Source organism: Catonella morbi ATCC 51271, assembly GCF_000160035.2.
Lineage (GTDB): Bacteria > Bacillota > Clostridia > Lachnospirales > Lachnospiraceae > Catonella > Catonella morbi.
This window is the reverse complement of sequence record NZ_KI535368.1, coordinates 394408-414492: the sequence shown is the minus strand read 5'-3', so window position 1 is coordinate 414492 and position 20085 is coordinate 394408. Positions and strand designations below refer to the sequence as shown.

18 protein-coding genes are annotated in these 20085 nt (G+C 36.9%); 8 read left to right on the top strand and 10 right to left on the bottom strand.

The window, feature by feature from the left end:
- Positions 1–10: 10 nt before the first annotated feature.
- From GCWU000282_RS08910 to GCWU000282_RS08900, 3 genes are all read right to left on the bottom strand, one after another.
- Entirely contained in the window at positions 11–211 is a 201-nt protein-coding gene (locus tag GCWU000282_RS08910) for a hypothetical protein (protein ID WP_023354764.1), read from the bottom strand.
- Positions 212–289: 78 nt separating this feature from the next.
- Positions 290–1072, bottom strand: a complete 783-nt coding sequence (locus GCWU000282_RS08905) for a hypothetical protein (RefSeq protein ID WP_023354763.1) — start codon at positions 1070–1072, stop codon at positions 290–292.
- Positions 1073–1086: 14 nt separating this feature from the next.
- On the bottom strand, positions 1087–2385 hold the full coding sequence (locus GCWU000282_RS08900) for a protein kinase domain-containing protein (RefSeq protein WP_023354762.1): 1299 nt from the start codon (positions 2383–2385) through the stop codon (positions 1087–1089).
- 264 nt (positions 2386–2649) lie between these two features.
- Here GCWU000282_RS08900 and GCWU000282_RS08895 point away from each other — a divergent pair, with 264 nt between their 5' ends.
- Positions 2650–3366 (top strand): adaptor protein MecA, encoded by a 717-nt coding sequence (locus tag GCWU000282_RS08895; protein WP_023354761.1) that lies wholly within the window; start codon positions 2650–2652, stop codon positions 3364–3366.
- Positions 3367–3557: 191 nt separating this feature from the next.
- On the opposite strand, the gene GCWU000282_RS08890 is transcribed toward GCWU000282_RS08895, so the two are convergent.
- Both GCWU000282_RS08890 and GCWU000282_RS08885 read right to left on the bottom strand, forming a co-directional pair.
- A complete protein-coding gene (locus GCWU000282_RS08890; protein WP_023354760.1) occupies positions 3558–3761 on the bottom strand; it encodes a DUF1858 domain-containing protein in 204 nt (67 codons plus the stop codon).
- A gap of 103 nt (positions 3762–3864) precedes the next feature.
- Complete coding sequence (locus GCWU000282_RS08885; RefSeq protein WP_023354759.1) at positions 3865–6213, bottom strand: transglycosylase domain-containing protein; 2349 nt, start codon at positions 6211–6213, stop codon at positions 3865–3867.
- A gap of 218 nt (positions 6214–6431) precedes the next feature.
- Between GCWU000282_RS08885 and GCWU000282_RS08880 the strand changes: the two genes are divergently transcribed.
- Complete coding sequence (locus GCWU000282_RS08880) at positions 6432–6980, top strand: QueT transporter family protein (RefSeq protein ID WP_023354758.1); 549 nt, start codon at positions 6432–6434, stop codon at positions 6978–6980.
- A gap of 128 nt (positions 6981–7108) precedes the next feature.
- On the opposite strand, the gene GCWU000282_RS08875 is transcribed toward GCWU000282_RS08880, so the two are convergent.
- From GCWU000282_RS08875 to asnS, 4 genes are all read right to left on the bottom strand, one after another.
- A complete protein-coding gene (locus tag GCWU000282_RS08875; RefSeq protein ID WP_023354757.1) occupies positions 7109–7876 on the bottom strand; it encodes an acyl-CoA dehydratase activase in 768 nt (255 codons plus the stop codon).
- 274 nt (positions 7877–8150) lie between these two features.
- Positions 8151–8411 carry a DUF3343 domain-containing protein gene (locus GCWU000282_RS08870; RefSeq protein ID WP_023354756.1) on the bottom strand — a complete coding sequence of 87 codons (261 nt, stop codon included), beginning with the start codon at positions 8409–8411 and terminating at the stop codon, positions 8151–8153.
- Positions 8412–8415: 4 nt separating this feature from the next.
- Positions 8416–9687 carry a double-cubane-cluster-containing anaerobic reductase gene (locus GCWU000282_RS08865; RefSeq protein ID WP_023354755.1) on the bottom strand — a complete coding sequence of 424 codons (1272 nt, stop codon included), beginning with the start codon at positions 9685–9687 and terminating at the stop codon, positions 8416–8418.
- 362 nt (positions 9688–10049) lie between these two features.
- The gene (gene asnS / locus GCWU000282_RS08860) at positions 10050–11441 is read right to left on the bottom strand and encodes an asparagine--tRNA ligase (RefSeq protein ID WP_023354754.1); all 1392 of its coding nucleotides are present in this window, start codon (positions 11439–11441) and stop codon (positions 10050–10052) included.
- 394 nt (positions 11442–11835) lie between these two features.
- Between asnS and GCWU000282_RS08855 the strand changes: the two genes are divergently transcribed.
- The 6 genes from GCWU000282_RS08855 to GCWU000282_RS08830 all read left to right on the top strand — a co-directional run bounded on the left by GCWU000282_RS08855 (position 11836) and on the right by GCWU000282_RS08830 (position 15691).
- On the top strand, positions 11836–12687 hold the full coding sequence (locus tag GCWU000282_RS08855) for an RpnC/YadD family protein (protein WP_035040131.1): 852 nt from the start codon (positions 11836–11838) through the stop codon (positions 12685–12687).
- A 25-nt stretch (positions 12688–12712) separates the two neighbouring features.
- Positions 12713–12895: a hypothetical protein gene (locus GCWU000282_RS08850; protein WP_023354752.1), complete on the top strand. Its 183-nt coding sequence runs from the start codon at positions 12713–12715 to the stop codon at positions 12893–12895.
- Positions 12896–12932: 37 nt separating this feature from the next.
- Positions 12933–13148 (top strand): helix-turn-helix domain-containing protein, encoded by a 216-nt coding sequence (locus tag GCWU000282_RS08845; RefSeq protein WP_023354751.1) that lies wholly within the window; start codon positions 12933–12935, stop codon positions 13146–13148.
- Positions 13145–14143 carry an asparaginase gene (locus GCWU000282_RS08840; RefSeq protein ID WP_023354750.1) on the top strand — a complete coding sequence of 333 codons (999 nt, stop codon included), beginning with the start codon at positions 13145–13147 and terminating at the stop codon, positions 14141–14143. The genes GCWU000282_RS08845 and GCWU000282_RS08840 overlap by 4 nt, the downstream gene beginning before the upstream one ends.
- Positions 14144–14413: 270 nt before the next feature.
- Positions 14414–15196 carry an Rpn family recombination-promoting nuclease/putative transposase gene (locus GCWU000282_RS08835; RefSeq protein ID WP_023354749.1) on the top strand — a complete coding sequence of 261 codons (783 nt, stop codon included), beginning with the start codon at positions 14414–14416 and terminating at the stop codon, positions 15194–15196.
- A 129-nt stretch (positions 15197–15325) separates the two neighbouring features.
- On the top strand, positions 15326–15691 hold the full coding sequence (locus GCWU000282_RS08830; protein ID WP_023354748.1) for an RpnC/YadD family protein: 366 nt from the start codon (positions 15326–15328) through the stop codon (positions 15689–15691).
- A 1210-nt stretch (positions 15692–16901) separates the two neighbouring features.
- On the opposite strand, the gene GCWU000282_RS08825 is transcribed toward GCWU000282_RS08830, so the two are convergent.
- On the bottom strand, positions 16902–19883 hold the full coding sequence (locus tag GCWU000282_RS08825; protein WP_023354746.1) for an Ig-like domain-containing protein: 2982 nt from the start codon (positions 19881–19883) through the stop codon (positions 16902–16904).
- Positions 19884–20085 lie beyond the last annotated feature (202 nt).

Sequence of the window (20085 nt, the reverse complement as noted above, 5' to 3'; positions counted from 1 at the left end):
CATTTTATTTTTACAGACCTATATCTTGAAAATTAACCTCCACTACTTCGCCCTGCATATTTATATCGAATTCCATCATATAACGTCCATCTTCCGCTAAAGCTTCAGCAGAACTAAATTCCTCCAAAAGCCTTTCTCCGCAAGAAAATCTGACACCTCTCTTCCAATATTTTTTCATCTCAATCATTAATATATCTTCTTTATTTTCCATAATTATTCTCCAATATTTCCGGGCTTTCAAACCGGAAAAGCCCGGATGACATTCAATAAGTCTTAGGTAGTGATGTAATTATTCCTTTTCATTCCAGTAGGCAGCAGCTTCTTTCCATTCCTGCCCCCTAAGGCCGGTATTTTTTCTGATTGCAAGCCTCTCTTTTTCCAGCTCTTTGTCAAATTTAACTTGATAACCAAAACCTGAAAGATTATTTACAGTCTTCCTCGCATGCAAGAGTTTGTCCGCATTTTTATTTACAGGATAATTTACTTTATTTTTAGTTTCCTGTTTGCCTATAACCAGGTAAAGCTTAGAACCCTCAAACAGCTTAAGGTCTGCAAGAGCACTTTCCAAAATTATGATTTCTTCTTCACACAGTGCCAGGTATATCAGAGACTTCTCCTCAGAATTATTAAAATCCATTATTTTCTTTTCAGAAACTACGGTATAATTACGTCCGTCAGCCAATGAAAGCCTGACATCCGCATAATCACCGGATTTTAACAGTGTAGGCAGATGAATCTCCGAATATTCACAGATAAACTCATTCTCACCCACAACTGTATTTCTGTTAACCAAAGAAGGAAGATTTTCACCTACTTTGCTTAACCCGGTTACGGCTTCTTTTTCGGAAACAGTTGTTTCGTCCTCAACTTTTTCTTCAACTTCTATGCCGGTTTCCTGCTTTTCTGCATTAATGTTATTATCCGAAGCCTTATTTATAAGCTTAAACGCCGGTATTGCAGCCATCATTATCATTATAAACACTATAATAATAATTACAGTTTTCCTTCTTCTGCCAACTCTTTCAAAATCGTCATCAGATAATAGTTTTGTTTCTTCCTTACTTTTAAACATCCTTCCTCCTTAACTCATATTCTCTTAATTCCTATTCCTTTGCATTCCGTCCTAAATCCTAACTTCTTAAGTCCGGCTTTAGTGGCTTCAAGCTGTGTTTCATCAGCTAAATTGTCTAAAACCAGCCAACCTTTTTCTCCAATCTCACCCTGATGGTTAATTAAGAATTCTTCCGTATCCGCAGCTTTGACATAATTATTCTGTACTACAATAAGCTTCTCATCACAACTGTAATACAAAGCAGAAAACTCTTCCATTCTGCCAAAGTCTATTATAATATTGTCATATCCTTTTCTTTGAAAATACGGAATATCCTCTTCATAGGCCCCTTTACAGATATGAACATTTTTTAAGCTTTCCGGACTTCCTCCGAAAGTCGCATCAGTATCTCCTTCCCTAGCTAAAGATACATAGGCGACCTTTCTTCCTAAACCTGCCAACTCTTTTGCCACACAAAGCGCAATATGAGTTGTGCCTACTCCGTTTGAAACTCCGCAGACTCCTATACGACCGGTAGTGATATCCCTAATTATGCTACCTGCCTGTTTTGTCTGCAAAGCCAATCGTTGCTTACATTTAAGCTTTCGTATAAATCTTTCCAGCTCTTTTATATCGGGACGGTTTCCGGGATTTTCTCTTGTGCATTTATCTGATAATTTTAGAAGCCTGTCTTTTACAGACATATTGAATACAGATTTTTTGTTTTCAGTTCTTCCCGCCAGATACCTTACCACACTTCCAAATCCGAAAACATCGGTATAGCTGCCAAGCCTGCCTTCCTTTTTCAGTTCAGGTGCTGCAAAGCCGTCTGTCGCCAAACCTGTAAAATCATCATTATCCTCTAAAAACAGTACCGAGCCAAAATCTACTATTTTTACACCTGCTTTTGTGAGTATTATATTGTCGGGTTTCCAATCGATGTAAAGCACAGATTCTTCCAAAGAATTTATAAATTTTAGAAAATCAAACAATCCTGTAACTATACTTACAAGTTCCTTTTCTTTAAGACTGCTTTCCAAAAAAGCCTCTGATGCAAGACTTACACCCTCCATATATTCTTCAACCAAATAAAGATTATCCGCATCTTCCTCCACATCATACAGTTTCGGTATGTATTCAGAACTATATGCGGACAGAAATTCGGCCTCATTTTTTAATTGCTTAAAAAAGGGATGAGTTTTTGAAATTTTTTTGATCACACGATATTCCTGTAATTTCACATGAAAAGCCAGGAATACATGCGGATTGGAACTTAGGGAATCAAGAATTGAGAGAATATGGTATTTACCTAACCATAGGTTAATCCATACCATCTCCTTTCACTTTAGGAAATTTCCAAAACAAACATTAATGTGCTTATATTGTACCTACCGGTTAGGATTTTTGCAATGTCATTTTGTACAAATTATTTAAGAAATTTTCAGCGAAATAAACAAAAAAAATATTTTGAAATTGTGATTTCCGAATTTCCGAATTTAAGAGGCCGGATTTATATTTGATTATTTGACAATAGTTTCCTTTTATCCTATACTAATGTTTTAGATAAGTTACTGTGTTAAAAGCAGAAAGGGTAGTTTATGAAAATAGAAAAACTTAATGAAAACCAATTAAAAATAACCCTTGCACCCGAAGACTTAAGTATAAGAGGGCTGGCCCTTACTGAGCTTTCTTATGGTTCTCCGAAGACAAAAGACCTTTATAACGAATTACTGGAGCAGGCTATATCCGAGTTTGGCTTTGAAAGTGAAGAGGGCGCTTTGGTTATAGAAGCTGTTCCTACCTCCAAAGGAAATCTCATTATTTTTATAACTAAAAATCCTACGGCAGACGATCTTGATACAAGATTTTCAAGATTTTCTCCTGATTTTCAAAGTGTTGCGGAAGATAGTGAAAATGAGTTCATCCCGCTTACAGATATGCTTAATGTAAGCGACTCACACCAAAAAAAGGTTAAATCATTTGAAGATAAAGCTACGGAAAAAACTTCGGTCGGTGAAGCTGCTACCAGGATATTTATTTTCAAATCTCTTGAAGCAGTTACCGAACTGGCTGTCCATATAAACGGATTATTTACAGGAAAAAGCTCCTTATATAAGAATCCGCAGACCGGTCTGTATTTTCTGATACTGGAAAAGAATCCTTCGGATAAAGATGTTTTCGGTAAGATTTGCAACATAGCTTCCGAATATTCTACTCAGAGCCGGAGCAATTATGCCACAACCGCAGTTATCAACGAACACTGTGAAAAAATAATAGGAAATGATGCAATTACCATACTTGCAGCTTTCAGTTAAAACGAATTTTCATAAAGAAGTGTGTGCTTGCACACACTTCGCGCGCGAGCGGTGCCGCAAGGCAAACTTCCCAACCGCGAGTCCAGCATCTCTCGGAGAGATTTTTGTTTAATAGGAAATTTCGAAGAAATCTCCTATTAAACAAAAGAAAGAACCGTATAGGCGTTTGTACGGTTCTTTTTTATATTTCATCAATCTATAAATTCATTAAGCAAATCACAAAGCTCATCTGCATCTATTCCATGAACCTCTGCTGCTTCTTCAAGCGTCTCTCCCATAGAAGATGGACAGCCCACACAATGCATACCTGCATTAAGGAGTACCGGAATAAGATTCTCGTCAATCTGAATTATATCAGCAATTATCATATCTTTTGTTATTCTCTGTTCTGACATATACTTTACCTCTTTCAATAGACTATTTTAAAAAGCGGAATTTCATTTTCACCGCAGCACTCTCTCATTATAATTCATAGCTCTCTGTTAGTCAAGAATGGTATTATGGTGTTTCCGCAGTTCCGTCTTCTGATTCGGTAGGCGTTTCTGTCGGTGTATCTGTCGGCGCATTTCCTTCATCGGTTGTACCTCCACCGGTATCTACAGTTCCCGTTCCGTCATCGGAAGGAGGAGTTTCAGTATCGGTTCCATCCTCAGGATTCTCACCTTCATCATCAACAGTATCAGTATCATCTTCAGATTCGTCGTCCTCGTCCTCCGCATTCCTTCTTTCCTCTTCAAGCCTCTTTTGCTCTTCTGCTTTCTTCTTTTCTTCTTCCAGTCTCTTCTCTTCTTCTGATTTTTCTCTGCCTTTTCCGTTCTTGTTTTCTACAGGTGTAGTTACAGACTTATAATCATCCAAAGGCATAGCTTCCAATCCCTGATGCAGGCTTTCCATATAAGTCTTCCATATACCGAGAGGTGTAGCTTGATATGGCAGGCCGGCAAGGCTTCTAGGTATGTCATAGCCAACCCATACACTGGTTGTATAATACTTTGTAAAACCTACAAACCATAGATCCTTACTGTCATTGGTAGTTCCCGTTTTCCCTGCACAAGGCATAGAAGCAAGTCTGCCGGTCACACCCGTACCCTTAGCCATAACTGCTTCCATACAGGTAGTTATCATCTTCGTGGCATTCTCATCATAGATAAATTTAGTTGTTTCTTTCTGATAAAAACCATCTTTGACTATGTCATTCCCCTCAGAATCGGTCATTTTCATAATACAGGTTGGTTCTCTGAATTCTCCGTCATTTTCTATTGTCGCATAAGCAGCCGCCATTTCCAGGGCACTTACACCCTTTGTAAAACCACCGAGCGCAGCGGCCGGATAGTAATCTGTTTCTTCAATATTAGAGAAGCCCATTTCTACAAGTTTATTTATGCCGACAGTAGGAGATATTTCTGTAAAAAGTCTCCAGGCAACAGTATTCTTTGACCTTGCAAGAGCATTAAGTATAGTCATGCTGCCGCTAAATACTCCATCTGCATTTACAGGACCGCCTTCTATTTTCTCATCTCTTACTATACTAGTAGGAGTATAACCCTGTTCAAAAGCAGGAGTATAGACAATCAGCGGCTTAATTGTACTTCCGGGCTGTCTGAAACTCTGATAAGCCCTGTTCAATGTTCTTCCTTTAAGCTTTTGGCTTCTTCCGCCTACAATAGCTACAACCCTTCCGCTGCTATTGTCTACGGTAACCGCTGAGCCCTGTAAACTATAAATTCCTGCCTTACTTTTTTCGGTAGACACACTCAGTCCCTTATCCACTGTTTCCTGCAACAATTTCTGTTTTTTAGGATCCAGTGAGGTATAGATCCTGTATCCTCCAGAATAAAGCTTGCTCTGGCAACTTGAATACACCTCACTGTAGTTTTCATTATATTCCCCTTTATCTTCTGCTGATGAAAATGAATATCTAAATTTGAATCCTTCTGCCTTCATAAGACTTTTAACTGCCCTGTCAAGTGCAAAGGTAAGCATGTAGCTGCTTTTTTCAGACTTTGGCTCCTTAACCTTGATTTCTTCATTTTTAGCTGCATTTGCTTCTGCTTCGGTTATTTTCTCATCTTTTACCATTTGGTCTAAGATACGGTTTCTTCTTCCAAGTGTATCCTTGATATTTTCATATGGATTATACCTTGTAGGGCTGTTCGGAATACTTAAAAGAAAGGCTATCTGAGACAGAGAGAGTGAATTAACTCCTTTACCAAAATATCCCAGACTGGCTGACTGTATTCCATAATATCCGTTTGCAAAATAAACATTATTTAAATAAAATTCCATAATTTCATTTTTGGAATACTTTTTTTCAAGCTCCATGGCTATAAATATCTCTCTTGCCTTTCGCTCCCAGCTTTCTTCAAAAGAAAGAAATATATTTCTTGCCAGCTGTTGGGTTATGGTACTTCCACCCTGAGTTATTACACCTTTATTTTTTATATAAGCTATTCCCGCCCTTAGAATGGCCTTTAAATCATAGCCTTTATGTTTAAAAAAGTTCTTATCTTCTATGCTTGTTATCGCATCAACCGCTTTTTTAGGAATGTCCTCATACTTTATATAGTAAACGTCCTTTTCACCCTTTAACTTGGATATGATTGTACCGTTTGCATCATATATAATACTGGTCTCATTTTGCCTGAATGTATCAAGACTGCTCTTAGCCACTATTTTCTTAGCATCGCGTTCCATAGACATTACTCTTTTACCATATTTCATATATAGTAAAACTCCGCCGGCAACTACTATAGTAAGCAAGAGTGCAATTATTATTTTAACAATAATTCCTATGGCTCTGCCCATAGGGCTTTTATATTTCTTTTGCTTCTTCTCTCTTTTAGCCAAAACCTTTACCTCCTTTTCAGATTATTGTATTTTACCACATTTTCTTTAAAATTAAACTAATATTTTTTTAAGTTTTAACTTATATTTTAGCTAAGCTTCGATTATATAGGCTATTTTTGTCAAAATTTTGCCTTGAAATAAAAAACTAAATGTACTATACTAAAAAGCCGAGTGTTAAAACCTTCCCACTCATATAAAAACTAAAGGAGAATAAAATAATGGAAGATTCTAAAATCATGCAGGCGCATAGTATTTCACGTACCCTCGTCATCACCCAGGCTGCTATAATAGTTGCTCTCTACACTGTTCTCACGCTCATTGCCAATTTGTTTGGTCTTGCAAGCGGAGTAATTCAGGTGAGAATTTCAGAAGCTCTTACTGTACTGCCTTTCTTAAGCTTTATCGGAATTCCCGGCGTTACCATAGGCTGTCTTATCTCCAATATAGTAACCGGAGCTGATATCTTCGATATTATATTTGGAACATTAGCTACCTTTATCGGTGCAATGGGTACCTGGTACTTGGGCATCCTTTTTAAGAAAACCAAACGCAGATTTCTTAAATTTCTTTCCCCTATTCCACCAATTGTTGCAAATATGATAATAGTTCCTCTTGTACTGACTTATGCTTATCACGTACCTGACGGAATCCCATTCCTTATGTTAACAGTAGGCATAGGCGAGATAATTTCCTGTGGAATACTTGGATTATTAATACTTTCTGTTTTGTATCCTATCTGGCATAAGATTGTTCCATATAAGATATAAATTTGAAACTTTAAAAATCCAAAATACTTTAGATTATTATAAATTTCTGTATAAAAGAAGACTGTATTATACTGAAAAATACTGGAAATATTTTCTTTATAATACAGTCTCTTTATCGTTATAGTATATTATTTCATTTTCTCTGCGAAAGCTGCTGCCCCGATTGCACCTGCATACATAGCATCTTCGTGGGTTTCCACTTTTCTTTTTAATTTTTCAGAAAGAGATTCTAAGATGTATGGGCAGCCGCAAAGCCCCCCGGTTAAAAATACCTTGAAGTCCTCAGGCACATTTCTGCACTGGGATACTACTTTTTCTGTAATTGACTCAACTATACCAAAGGCAATATCCTCTTTGGGAGCACCTGCACCTGCAAGTCCGATTACCTCAGATTCCGCAAACACAGTGCACATAGAACTTATTTTCACTCCCTTGCCCTTCCTGGCAAGCTCGCAAAGAGAAGCGGGATCATAGCCCATCGCATTTGCCATAACCTCCAAGAAACGCCCCGTACCAGCTGAACATTTGTCATTCATAATAAAGTCTTTAACCTGCCCGTTTTCAAGCACAATAATTTTGGTATCCTGACCTCCTATATCTATAATGGCAACCTCTTGCTCGCCAAACAGATATTCAGCCCCCTTGGCATGACAGGTAATCTCGGTTATATTTTTGTTTGCATAGTCTACACTTACCCTGCCATAACCTGTGGATACGCAGCGGAAATCATCAAATGAATAACCCCTTTTTATAAGATCCGCCTTCACATTGTCAGCAGCCTCCTTACTGCTCCAGCCTGTAGGAAGCCTGTGTTTATAAAGAATCTTACCATCCTGCATAACCACATACTTGGTACTGGTAGAGCCCAAATCAAGTCCAAAATTAATCCTTGCCATACTATAGTCTTAACCTCCTATAGGAGCTGCTAAAACGAACCGCCCCAAAAAATATAATACTTATCCCAAATTATCTGCAAACATCTTGCGAAATATAGTAATCAAGCCGCAGCCCCAATTACGATATTTTGCAGATAATTGGTAATATCACCCTATAGTCACAGACCGAAAGCTGTTTATTCTACTGAACTATGTAGAATAAGAGGTCTGTGACCTATGGCGTGAATAATTTGGGTTTATTTAACTATCGTTTATCTTAATACTAACCCATTATTTAACAGAACTTGTTCCTGTCTGATTTTATCAGACACTCTGTTTCCACTATGTCGTGGTATACCGCCTTATTCTCTTCAATACAGGCTTTTACTCCCTCTATATCCTCTTCCTTTACAAGTAGCGACATACCACAGGGAACCGAGCCCTGTATGGTTCTGGGGGTAGGAGAGATTCTTGCCTTATGTCCGTTTGCCTTAAGCAAGTCATGTAACAATAATCCTTCTGTATAGTTAGCGAATAAGATATAATAATTTTTCATTTAATCATCCCAACATTTCTATAAAAGCTCCGATACGGGTCTTAAGCTGTTCAGCATCCGCATCGGTATAGTCAGTCTCAATGCCGAGTACAGGTATGCCCTTCTCCTTAAGGGTACGCTCAAGTAAGAAGCCCTCTGTGTCATAAAGGTTACAGAACTTAAGATTTACATCAATGACGCCGTCAACCTTATACTCATCAACCATACGAAGAATGTCATCGAATCTTGCGGTATTAGGTGTGAAGCAGGCACAGTTGGTCTTCATATAACGTCTTGCAAGAGCCATATACTGAGCTTCAAGAGTAGGTAAGTCTTCTTCAACCATGTTTTCAAAATATCTGGTTCCGGTACACATTTCTTCACAGACAACTATTGCACCACTTGTTTCAATTATGTGATGCAGCTTCCAGTTAGGGATGGCAAGAGGTGTGCCTGTGACAAGTATCCTCTTTGTTCCCTCCGGACAGACAGAAACTCCGTCTGCAATCCTCTTTTCAAGCTCATCTGCAAGCTTATTGCACATTTCGGCACAACGTACAGGATCATCAAAGAAAGCAATCTGCATCATAAGAAGGGCATCCTTACCGCTGATAGGAACCTTTGCAGCCTTCCTGCAATTAAATACCCTGCCGAGTGCCTTTCTCTTGTTATTTATTATTTTAATGGCTTCGTTAAGATTTTCAACCGTAATTTTATTTCCGGTAAAATCTTCAACAACCTTCTTAAATTCCTCTATCTCTCCCGCCCATTTAACTATGTCTTTCTCACGTTTCATCTGAGGAATATCCATTATATGCATAGGCACATCTTCACCGAGGATTTCCCAGGCCTTCTTCTTACCATCACAGGTAGTTTCACCCACATACATATCTGCTATTCTAAAGAAGGGACAAGTCTTATCCAATCTTGCACCTACAGAAGCCTTGATAAGCGGACAGGTACCCTTTGGAAGCACCTTTTCTCCACCCGGCACCCAGAACTGAGAACCGCCGCAAAGTCCGGTAACTATACCTTTTGCAGCAATTACAACTTCATCGGGTACATAAACACAGAAAGTACCGAATACCTTCTGACCGTTTTTCTGAGCCTCTATAAGCTCTGCCGGCCTGATTCCATGGATACCCGAAACTACAAAATCCCAGAAGCCCATACCTTCCGGTCTGTTTTCCTGTGAAAGATAGACATCGCCGAAGGCTGTAGGCAACACCTGACAAAGCCGGTCATGAAGTTCCATATTCATACCAAGCTCTTCCCACATTTTCTCATAATCTGCCATAAATAAACCCTCCTAATACATTAAATTTGATTAATTAAATTCAATATTTGATTATATTTAATATGTTCAATCCTATAAACAAATATTTTATTTAGGCAAAATGTTAAAAATACTTAATATAAAACAATGCCTACATTTCATTATATGACTATTTTTATAATATTCAATTATATTTATTGGGTTTATTTATGAAATTATACTATATTTACTCTGATTTATTAAATTTTTCTATGATTAGTTTTGTCTAACTTGCACAAATGACAGCAAAATAAAATTCCCCGGTAAATGAAAATAACCTATAGCCAGCCTATTCTACTATCGTAGTAATAAAGCTGAACCATAGGTTACCTTTGTTATTTATATTACAATTCGCAGTTTCCTACTGTTCTTGGGAAAGGAATCACATCTCTGATATTGCTCATACCGGTAAGATACATTACGCATCTTTCAAAACCGAGTCCAAAGCCTGCATGTCTTGTTGAACCGTATTTACGAAGGTCAAGATAGAAATCATAGTCTGCTTCATTTAAGCCAAGCTCTTTCATTCTTCCCGTAAGTAAATCGTAGTCCTCTTCTCTCTGGCTTCCGCCGATAATCTCACCAATCCCCGGAACAAGACAGTCCATAGCCGCAACAGTCTTGCCATCCTCATTGAGCTTCATATAAAACGCCTTGATATCCTTTGGGTAATCGGTTACAAACACAGGACGTTTGAAAATTTTCTCTGTAAGATAACGCTCATGCTCAGTCTGCAAATCACAGCCCCAGCTTACTTTATAGTCAAATTCATCATTATGCTCTTTTAAGAGTTCGATAGCTTCTGTGTAGGATACACGGCCAAAGTCAGAACCTGCAACTCCTTTAAGTCTTTCAATAAGCTCCTTATCTATAAACTGATTAAAGAAAGCCATTTCTTCGGGAGCATTTTCAAGTACATAGTTAATTATATACTTAAGCATGGCCTCTGCAAGATCCATATTATCCTCAAGATCTGCAAAAGCTATCTCAGGCTCTATCATCCAGAACTCAGCAGCATGTCTTGTGGTATTGGAGTTCTCGGCTCTAAAAGTAGGGCCAAAAGTATAGATATTCTTAAATGCCATCGCATAGGTCTCGCCGTTTAACTGACCACTGACAGTTAGGTTTGTTGCTTTGCCAAAGAAATCTTTGCTGTTATCTACCTTTCCGTCCTCTCCCATAGGAAGGTTGTCAAGGTCAAGAGTTGTTACCCTGAACATCTCTCCCGCACCCTCAGCATCCGAGCCTGTAATGATTGGAGTATGCACATAGACAAAGTCTCTTTCCTGAAAGAACTTATGAATAGCATAGGCTATAAGTGAACGCACTCTGAATACAGCCTGAAAAGTATTGGTTCTCGGACGAAGATGAGAAATAGTCCTAAGGTACTCCATACTGTGGCGTTTTTTCTGAAGAGGATAATCACTGGTGGATTTTCCTTCTATTATAATCTCTGTAGCCTGTATTTCAAAAGGCTGTTTTGCATCAGGTGTAAGTGTAAGTTCTCCCTTAACTATGATGGCTGAGCCTACATTTAACTTACTTACTTCAGCAAAATTTTCCATTTTGTCATGATAAACTACCTGTAAGGTTTCAAAATATGTACCATCGCTAAGCACTATGAATCCAAAGGTCTTTGAATCTCTTACACTTCTGATCCATCCGCCTACTGTCACTTCTTTTCCCGCAAACTTTTCTTTTTCTTTGAAAAGCTCTCTGACTGTAATAAGTTCCATAATATCCTCCTGCTCTTTTAGTCCTTTATTATATTTTCAAACAAGAATTATATAAATCTGATATCATATTAGTATATCATATTTTCCTCTCTTCTACCAGCATATATTCTTATTATATTTATTTATCATTATGTAATTTTTATTAAAAATATTTATGTGTTATTTTGTATAAGTCCGCTTAATCTTTGGTTATTCTGTACATCAAATCTCAATTTTTTTGTGTACTTTAAACATTGTGGATTTTAAAACAACCTTCTATAATTATTTTGTCCGATTCAAAATTGAAAGATATCACAATATCAGAATCAGTATTATTAAAATATTTATCTGCATCTTAATTTCCCAACTATGGAATTATAGGCAAAAAAATGTTAAAATAAAAGAAAGGAAGCTAATGGACGGTAAGACACAGGAAATAAAATATGCAGTTAAGGACAGCGTATTTACACTACTATTCAGCGATATAAAAAATATAAGGAAACTGTATCAAAGTTTACATGATGATTCCGACAGCTACTCAGATGAAGACTTTAAGATAATAACTTTAGAAAATGTATTTATAAATGCCCCATATAATGATTTAGGTTTTACTGTGAAGAACAAAGTTATTATACTTGCTGAGGCTCAAAGTACCTTTAATCCTAATATGGGACTTAGACTTCTTATTTACATAGCACAATCTTATCATGACTATATATCTGAATATAAGTTTAATATTTTCAGCGAGAAACTTATAAGACTGCCAAACCCTGAGTTTATAGTAATATACTCAGGCAGCAAAAAAACTGATATTACAGAAATCCGGCTGTCAGATTGTTTCGAGTCTGGCACTGCTCCTAATATTGAACTTGTTGTAAAAGTAATTGGAGGCAATAACGTAAAGGAAGGAATTATACAGGAATACCTGAAATTTTGCGAAATGTATGATGAAAAAGTGCGTAGTGTAAAACCTTCCGAAGAAAAGGCATACAGCCTAAAGAAAGTAATAAAAGACTGTATCGATAACGGAATACTTAAAGATTTCCTTACACTACATCAGAAGGAGGTAGAAGATATGATGATGACTGTAATTCCACCTGAACAGGCTTTGGAGTATATAAAACTTGAGGAGTATAACAAGGGTATTGAGCAGGGCAAACTTGATACCAGCCTTAACTTTGCCAGAAATATGCTTAAGAATAATTACAGTATTGATAGCATAATTGAGATTACAGGTTTATCCAGGGAGCAAATAAAAAGGCTATAAAGAAACAGAAGGAGGTATACAAGCTATGTGTGAAATAATGGAAATAGTGAAAGAAGATGGCCGTATTGAAGGGCGTACTGAGGGGCGTGCTGAGGGTGAAATAAATAAAGCTAAGAAAATAGCAGGTGATATGAAGAAAAAAGGTCTTGAACTTAGTCTGATTTCAGAGCTGACTGGGCTTACCGAAGATGAGATTCTGTCACTGTAAGATGTAAAATAAGATAAATTTAAAAGAGGTATTACCAATGATAACTTACGACAACCTATGGAAGACTATGAAAGAAAAAGGGATTACGCAGTATAGGCTTATGCAGTATCATGATTTCAGCCAGTGTATGTTTAGACGGATGAAAAATAATCTTCCAAGTTCTACCTATACTTTAGGAAGACTTTGCAGCGTTTTGAATTGCAGGATTGAGGACATTATAACTTTTGTACCTAAAGATGAGGCCAAACTATGAAAAAGATACTAATGCTCACCACCGGCGGCACTATCGCATCCGTCAGTACACCTTACGGGCTTATTCCTACCCTTAATTCTGAAGAATTATTATCCTATCTTCCTAAACTTGAGGAAGATATACAAATAAATACAAGGGAGCTTTACAGTATAGACAGTACCAATACCTGTCCTAAACATTGGTTGCTTATAGCTAAGGCTATTGAGGATGAGTACTACAATTATGACGGCTTTGTTATCTGCCATGGAACCGATACAATGGCATATACCGCATCGGCATTATCATATCTTATACAGGATTCTCCTAAGCCAATAGTTCTTACAGGGGCTCAGAAGCCTATAGGAATGGAGATTACGGATGCTAAGTCTAATCTTCGTGACAGTATAATATATGCTGCCGATGACAGTTCCTGTGGGGTACAGATAGTTTTCAGCGGAAAGGTTATCCTTGGCACCAGAGCTAAAAAAACAAGGACATTTAGTTTTGAAGCATTTTCCAGTATCAACTATCCATTTTTAGCCGAAATATATGACGGCAAGATTATTCGCTATATATCTCAGAATAAAAATGATATGAAGCCTGTATTTTACCATAGTTTAAATGAAAATGTATATGTAATGAAACTTATCCCGGGAATTTCAGACAGCCTTATTCCTACTATTTTTGAAAAATATGACGGAATCATTCTGGAAAGCTTTGGTACAGGGGGAGTTCCCGACAGCATACAGGAAACAATATTTAAAAATTTAGATAAATATGAAGCAAAGGATAAGGTTCTGGTTATAACCACACAGGTTCAAAATGAGGGCAGTGACACAGATATTTATGAAGTAGGTGTGAAACTTAAAAAATATAAATACCTTGAAGCCGCCGATATGACCTTAGAGGCTACCCTCACAAAGCTAATGTGGGTACTGGCCAAAGAAAACAGAACCTGGGCATATATAGAGGATAATTTCAAGAAAATTATCAGTTTTGACCGTGTTAGGGGATGAGATTTTTCACTAAGTAAGAAAGTTGGGGCAAGAGTCCCAACTTTTTAAGGGTTTACGTTATTCTGTATGCCAAACCTCATTTTTTTGTATACTTTAAACATTGTGAATTCTCAAACAACCTTTTATAATTATTTTGTCCGATTCAAATTTGAAAGATATCTTAATATCAGAATCAATAATATTAAAATATTTATCTGCATCTTAATTTCCCCAACTATGGAATTATAGGCAAAAAAATGTTAAAATAAAAGAAAGGAAGCTAACGGACCAATGCTTACCAAGAAACAAGTACGTGAATATGCAAAAATGCTAAATCCGATTGATGATCCGATGTTCTGTAAAATGGCAGAGGACAGAGAATTCTGTGAGGAAATTCTCAGAGTTATACTAAGTGATAATGAACTGATTATTACTGAAAATATTCCACAATGGCCCGGCAAAAATCTACAAGGGCGTTCAGTTATCCTTGATGCTAAGTGTATAACTAAATACGGGAAACATATAAATGTGGAAATACAGAAGTCTGATGAAGATAATCACCAAAAGAGAGTTCGATACAATGGCTCTATATTAACGACCAATATTACAGATACCGGAACCAAGTTTGAGCTTATACCTGATGTATGCATTGTATTTATATCAAAATTTGACATATTTAAAGGAAATTTACCACTTTATCATGTAGACAGAGTTGTAAGAGAAACTAATAAGGTTGTTGAAAACGGATTGTCAGAAATCTATGTAAATGCAACTATTGATGATGGCTCTAATATTTCGGAATTGATGAAAGTATTTACTAAAGATGATGCCTATAGTGAGCTTTATCCTAAAACGAGCGAAATCAAACAAAGGTATAAAGAAACAGAAGGAGGTATACAAACTATGTGTGAAATAATGGAAATAGTGAAAGAAGATGGCCGTATTGAAGGGCTTGCTGAGGGGGAAATAAATAAAGCCAAGAAAATAGCAAGTGATATGAAGAAAAAACGTCTTGAACTTAGCCTGATTTCAGAGTTGACCGGGCTTACCGAAGATGAGATTCTGTCACTGTAAGATGTAAAATAAGATAAATTTTAAAGAGGTATTACCAATAATAACTTAAGACAACCTATGGAAAACTATGAAAGAAAAATGGATTACGCAGTATCATGATTTATACAGGAATACCTGAAATTTTGCGAAATGTATGATGAAAAAGTACGTAGTGTAAAACCTTCCAAAGAAAAGGCATACAGCCTAAAAAAAGTAATAAAAGACTGTATTGATAACGGAATCCTTAAAGATTTCCTTACACTACATCAGAAGGAGGTAGAAGATATGATGATGACTGTGATTCCACCTGAACAGGCTTTGGAGTATATAAAACTTGAGGAGTATAACAAGGGGATTGAACAGGGCATTGAACAGGGTATTGAACAGGGCAAACTTGATACCAGCCTTAACTTTGCCAGAAATATGCTTAAGAATAATTATAGTATTGATAGCATAATGGAGATTACAGGTTTGTCTAGGGAGCAAATAGAAAGGCTACTACCCTCACAAAGCTAATGTGTATAATTGCCGGAGAAAACAGAATCCGGGAATATATAGAGGGTAATTTCAAGAAAATTATCAGTTTTGACCGTGTTAAAGGATGAGATTTTTCACGATGTAAAGAAGTTGGGGCGAGAGTCCCAACTTTTTTTAGTCTGCAATTTCTCAGCAAAAAATCTCTGCCTTAGATTATTCTTCATCATAAAAATTAACTGAATCATAAAGAAGTAACTTATGAGTTAGTTTATTCCAATTATAATAAACTCTTACCGGAATTAAGTCAATGATATTTTAGGGCTTTAATACTACCCATTTGCATAGTTTCTATCACCTTCTAAGATTATTCAGAAATCTCCGTTTCAAATACTAAGCCATATTCCATACACCTATTGTTCCCTGTGCCGGAATAGAGTAATTTGAACTTCACATAGGGAGTTAATTATATATTTAATGATAATTATCGAAATTATCAACCCGAAATTCACGCAATTGGTCACAGCCCTCTAATTCTGCATAGTGCAGTAGTACAAACATTTTTTTATCCTGACTATGGGGGATATTACCAAACATCTATATAACATCGTAATTGATGCCTACGGCTTGATTATGATGTTTCGTGAATAATTTGGGTTAAAATATAAAAATATCACTTATTCAAACAATAAGATACCTTGTAAATTTGACTAATATAAGAAGATACAAGTGTCAAAAGTATAAAAATTCGATTATGCTTTGCTTGCAAGAGAATTTATTATCTTTTGACACGCAAAAAATATGAGTAAATAGCTATTTTTTTGCAAAAAATGAGCGAAATACGATTATTTTTGCAAGGACACGCAGAGGTGAAGCCGAAGCAATCCTGTATCATTGGGGTTGTCGCATTAAGAATAAGATACACAAAATACAGTGATAATTTGATGATAAATTTACTATATCGTGTTGCACTTTTGCTTGTTGCGTCAACTCTACATCATAATATAATAAGATACAAGTGTTAGATACTTTGGGAATTCACATAATAAAATAATTACATAATGCTGACGGAAAAATTACAATATTTAATGCATGCAAAATTCAGCGATTTTGGAGTACAGAACAGCCAAATTTAAAACAGAAAAATACCGCTGTATTTACGATAATAATATCATAAATACAGCGGCAAATAATTACATCCTAACTGATAAGTACATTATGCACTTATTATAACAACAACTTTAACAAGAGATTAAGCTCTCTTAAGTGTTATAACCTTTTCAAATACATAACTTGAACCAGGGAATGCAAACTTAACTGTAAGTGTTGTCTCAGTATTTGCACTATCAACTTTAACTGTAGCAGTTGAAGTACCATTATTTGCAACCTCGACCTTATCTTTATCATAATCACTGTATGTGATGTATGGAGCTTTATTAATTACTGCATCATACTGATCTTTAATCTCAAATGATCCACTAATATCTGTCCAAGCTTTAGCATTACCATCAGCAAGATTTATTGTAGTATTGCTCATCTCAACCTTGTTCACCTTACGTGCTTCATTTGAGTATGAGAATTCTCTTTCAACTTCAGTTCCCTTATTATCAGCAATAATTACTCTAACCTTTGTCTTCTCTACAACAGTTTTCTTTATAGATGAATCAATTTCAGGAACAGGAGCGAATGTAAGATCAGGAGCTATAGCACCATAAACGGTGAAATCCTGTGTCTTAGCAAGAGAAATCTTATCTCCATTATAATAACCGATTACACTTGGCTCAAAGCCCTTAGCTGCTTCTGCATCAAGGTTTTTAGCAGGTCTGAGACCCGGATCTTCTATAGCAAAGTTGTTCATATCTGCAAGAAGAGCAACACTCATCTCTACGGTTTTATCCTCGCTAGATTTAACTTTATCATTAGGAGTTACCGCAGTTGCAGTATCATTGTAGTATAATTCAAGTTTAACTTTAGTTGTTCCTGACTTATCTACATCCTTAGCAGTAAGCTTGATAATTTCATCATCACTTCCTGTTATATTTGTAGTACCGGTATTTGCCAAAGTAAAGTTGTTATCATCAAGTAAAGTAACTTTAACCTTGTAGCTCTTACCAGTTTCTGCTGAAGCTTTCACTTCACTTGCAGACATGTTGTTACCGTACTGATCCTGGAATCTGATCTTACCGGATTTTACTGTCAATGTCTTTGTCTTTGTAACACCTCTTGCAGCATCTGAAGCAAGACCAAGAATTGTGCTAGGAACTCTCTTAGCTCTAACAGCTATAGTTGCAGTTGAAAACTTACTTGTCTTTGTTACAAATGTAAGAACCTGAGTTACTGATGATGTACCTGTCGCTCCGGCAACTGTACCAGGATTGTAAACAAGGGCCACCTTGCCGTCTGACTTCTTAACAAACATTAACTTTCTGCCATCTGCACCGCTGCCGTTTGCATAGTTCTGAATATATTTAGAATCATTAAGTTCCTTTAACACATCCCAGCTTGTCACTTCTTTACCGTTAGCATCAAGTGCTGTGAAATCAAGGAAGTTATCCTGAGAAGCATATACACCTAAAGCACCAGATCTTACATTAAGAGTGTCTACCTTTGTTGAAGAAACAACTTCAAACTTGTGGTTTTCAGCCTTTCCGTTATTGATAACTATGCTCTGAACCGAAACCTCACCAGGTCTTGAAGCTGTCTCCTTATTTGATGCCTCCTTAAGCGGAAACGCATAATAATCTTCATCAGCAATTGTTATAACCTTTACTGCATTAACATCTGTGATTACACCTGTAACACTGATAAGATTAAGCTGAATTTCTTTCTTATTAGCATCATTTACAAGTGGATTGCCGTACTGATCTTTTGCCTTGTAAATAACAGAATAATTAGCAAGCTTATCGGCATCTGTTATGCTCTCTACAAATTTTCTCTTGGTTGTGTCATAAAGTCCCTTGTATTCAGTCTCCCAAACCTTAGAGGCCTCACCGGCGGTAAGTACAGCCTGAGCATTAACGCCTGTCTCAAGGTCAACTACTGCAACACTAAACTTGCTGAGATTGAGCTGATATCCACCTGCAACAGTTGTTGTAAACTCAATCACACCTCTGGATACCATTGTTGCATTATCAGAACCTGAAACCTGAATTCTTGCGGCAATAGGATTCTTAGTTACATCCTCTTCAAACTGGTTATATACTTTATAATATACACGAGCCTTGGTAACAGGGTCTGCAGGATTTGCAGGCTTAATCATAATAGCAGTATTTGTAGGAACAATTTCAATTCTCTTAACTACAGCCTTAACAACCTCAAACTCAACAGGATCGCTGTTGTTGTATGAAAGTGTATACTTTCCGACAGGAATCTGTGCTGTATCTCCTTCGAGAACCGCCTCTGTCTTAGCTTCGTTAACCTTAACTTCATCCTTTAACGGAAGAACAACGCCGCTTGAATTCTTAACTACGAAAGCAGCCTTACTAGCTATAAAATCACTACCGGTAACGGTAATCTTGTTAGCACCTGTCTGCTTAGCTTCAAGGTTTGCATTTACCTTAACATCAAACTTCTGTGTAAGCTTAAACTTAACTTCTTTAGCCTTTGCAAGGCTTGATACCTGAGCTGCGTATACTGTAACAGATACAGGAGTAGCTGACTTAGCAACACCCTTAACTGTAACCTTGCTGTTTCCGTCTACGCTAACTGTAGCAACCTTCTCGTCTGAAGACTCAGCGAAAAGCTTGTATGTTGTAGTCTTTCCACCGGCAGCCTTAATCTTCTTTGAAAGCTCGTAAGAGACAGCAACATCAGCAGAAGCGCCTTCCTTAACTGTAACAGCAGCAGGTGTAAGAGTCATCTTAGATGCTCTTGTTCTTGCATAGATTGTCATCTTAACTGTTTTAGACTTAGTTTTCTTTGTCGCCTTTGTCTTGAAAGAGATTGTTACTTTTCCGTTTTTAAGAGCTTTAACAACACCGTTCTTATCAACAGAAGCTACCTTCTTGTTGCTTGTCTTCCAAGTTCCTTTTTTTACATTCTTTCCCTTAACGATTGCATCAAAGTCAACTGTCTTTCCACCTATATAGATGTTCTTAGACTTAACAGCCTTCTTGCTGCCCTTAACAACAATTGCGTTCTTTGTAGCTGCCTCTGCATTCTGAGGTGCATAAAGGGATGTAACTACCATAGCGGTAGCCATAACGAATGAGAGTTTCTTACTGAAATTCTTCATCTTTTTTCTTCCTCCTTAAATTTGGGTTTACTTATGCCCTGTTTCCATATCTTACTTTTTGACACATGGCCGGTACTAAGCAGTGTGACTTATGTAAGAGTCCTGTCACAGGATATAATCTTTCCAATAACAAAACGATTATAACAATAAGTTCACTAAAGGTCAAGTATTCATACCTTAAGAATTTCTTAAAATATTACAA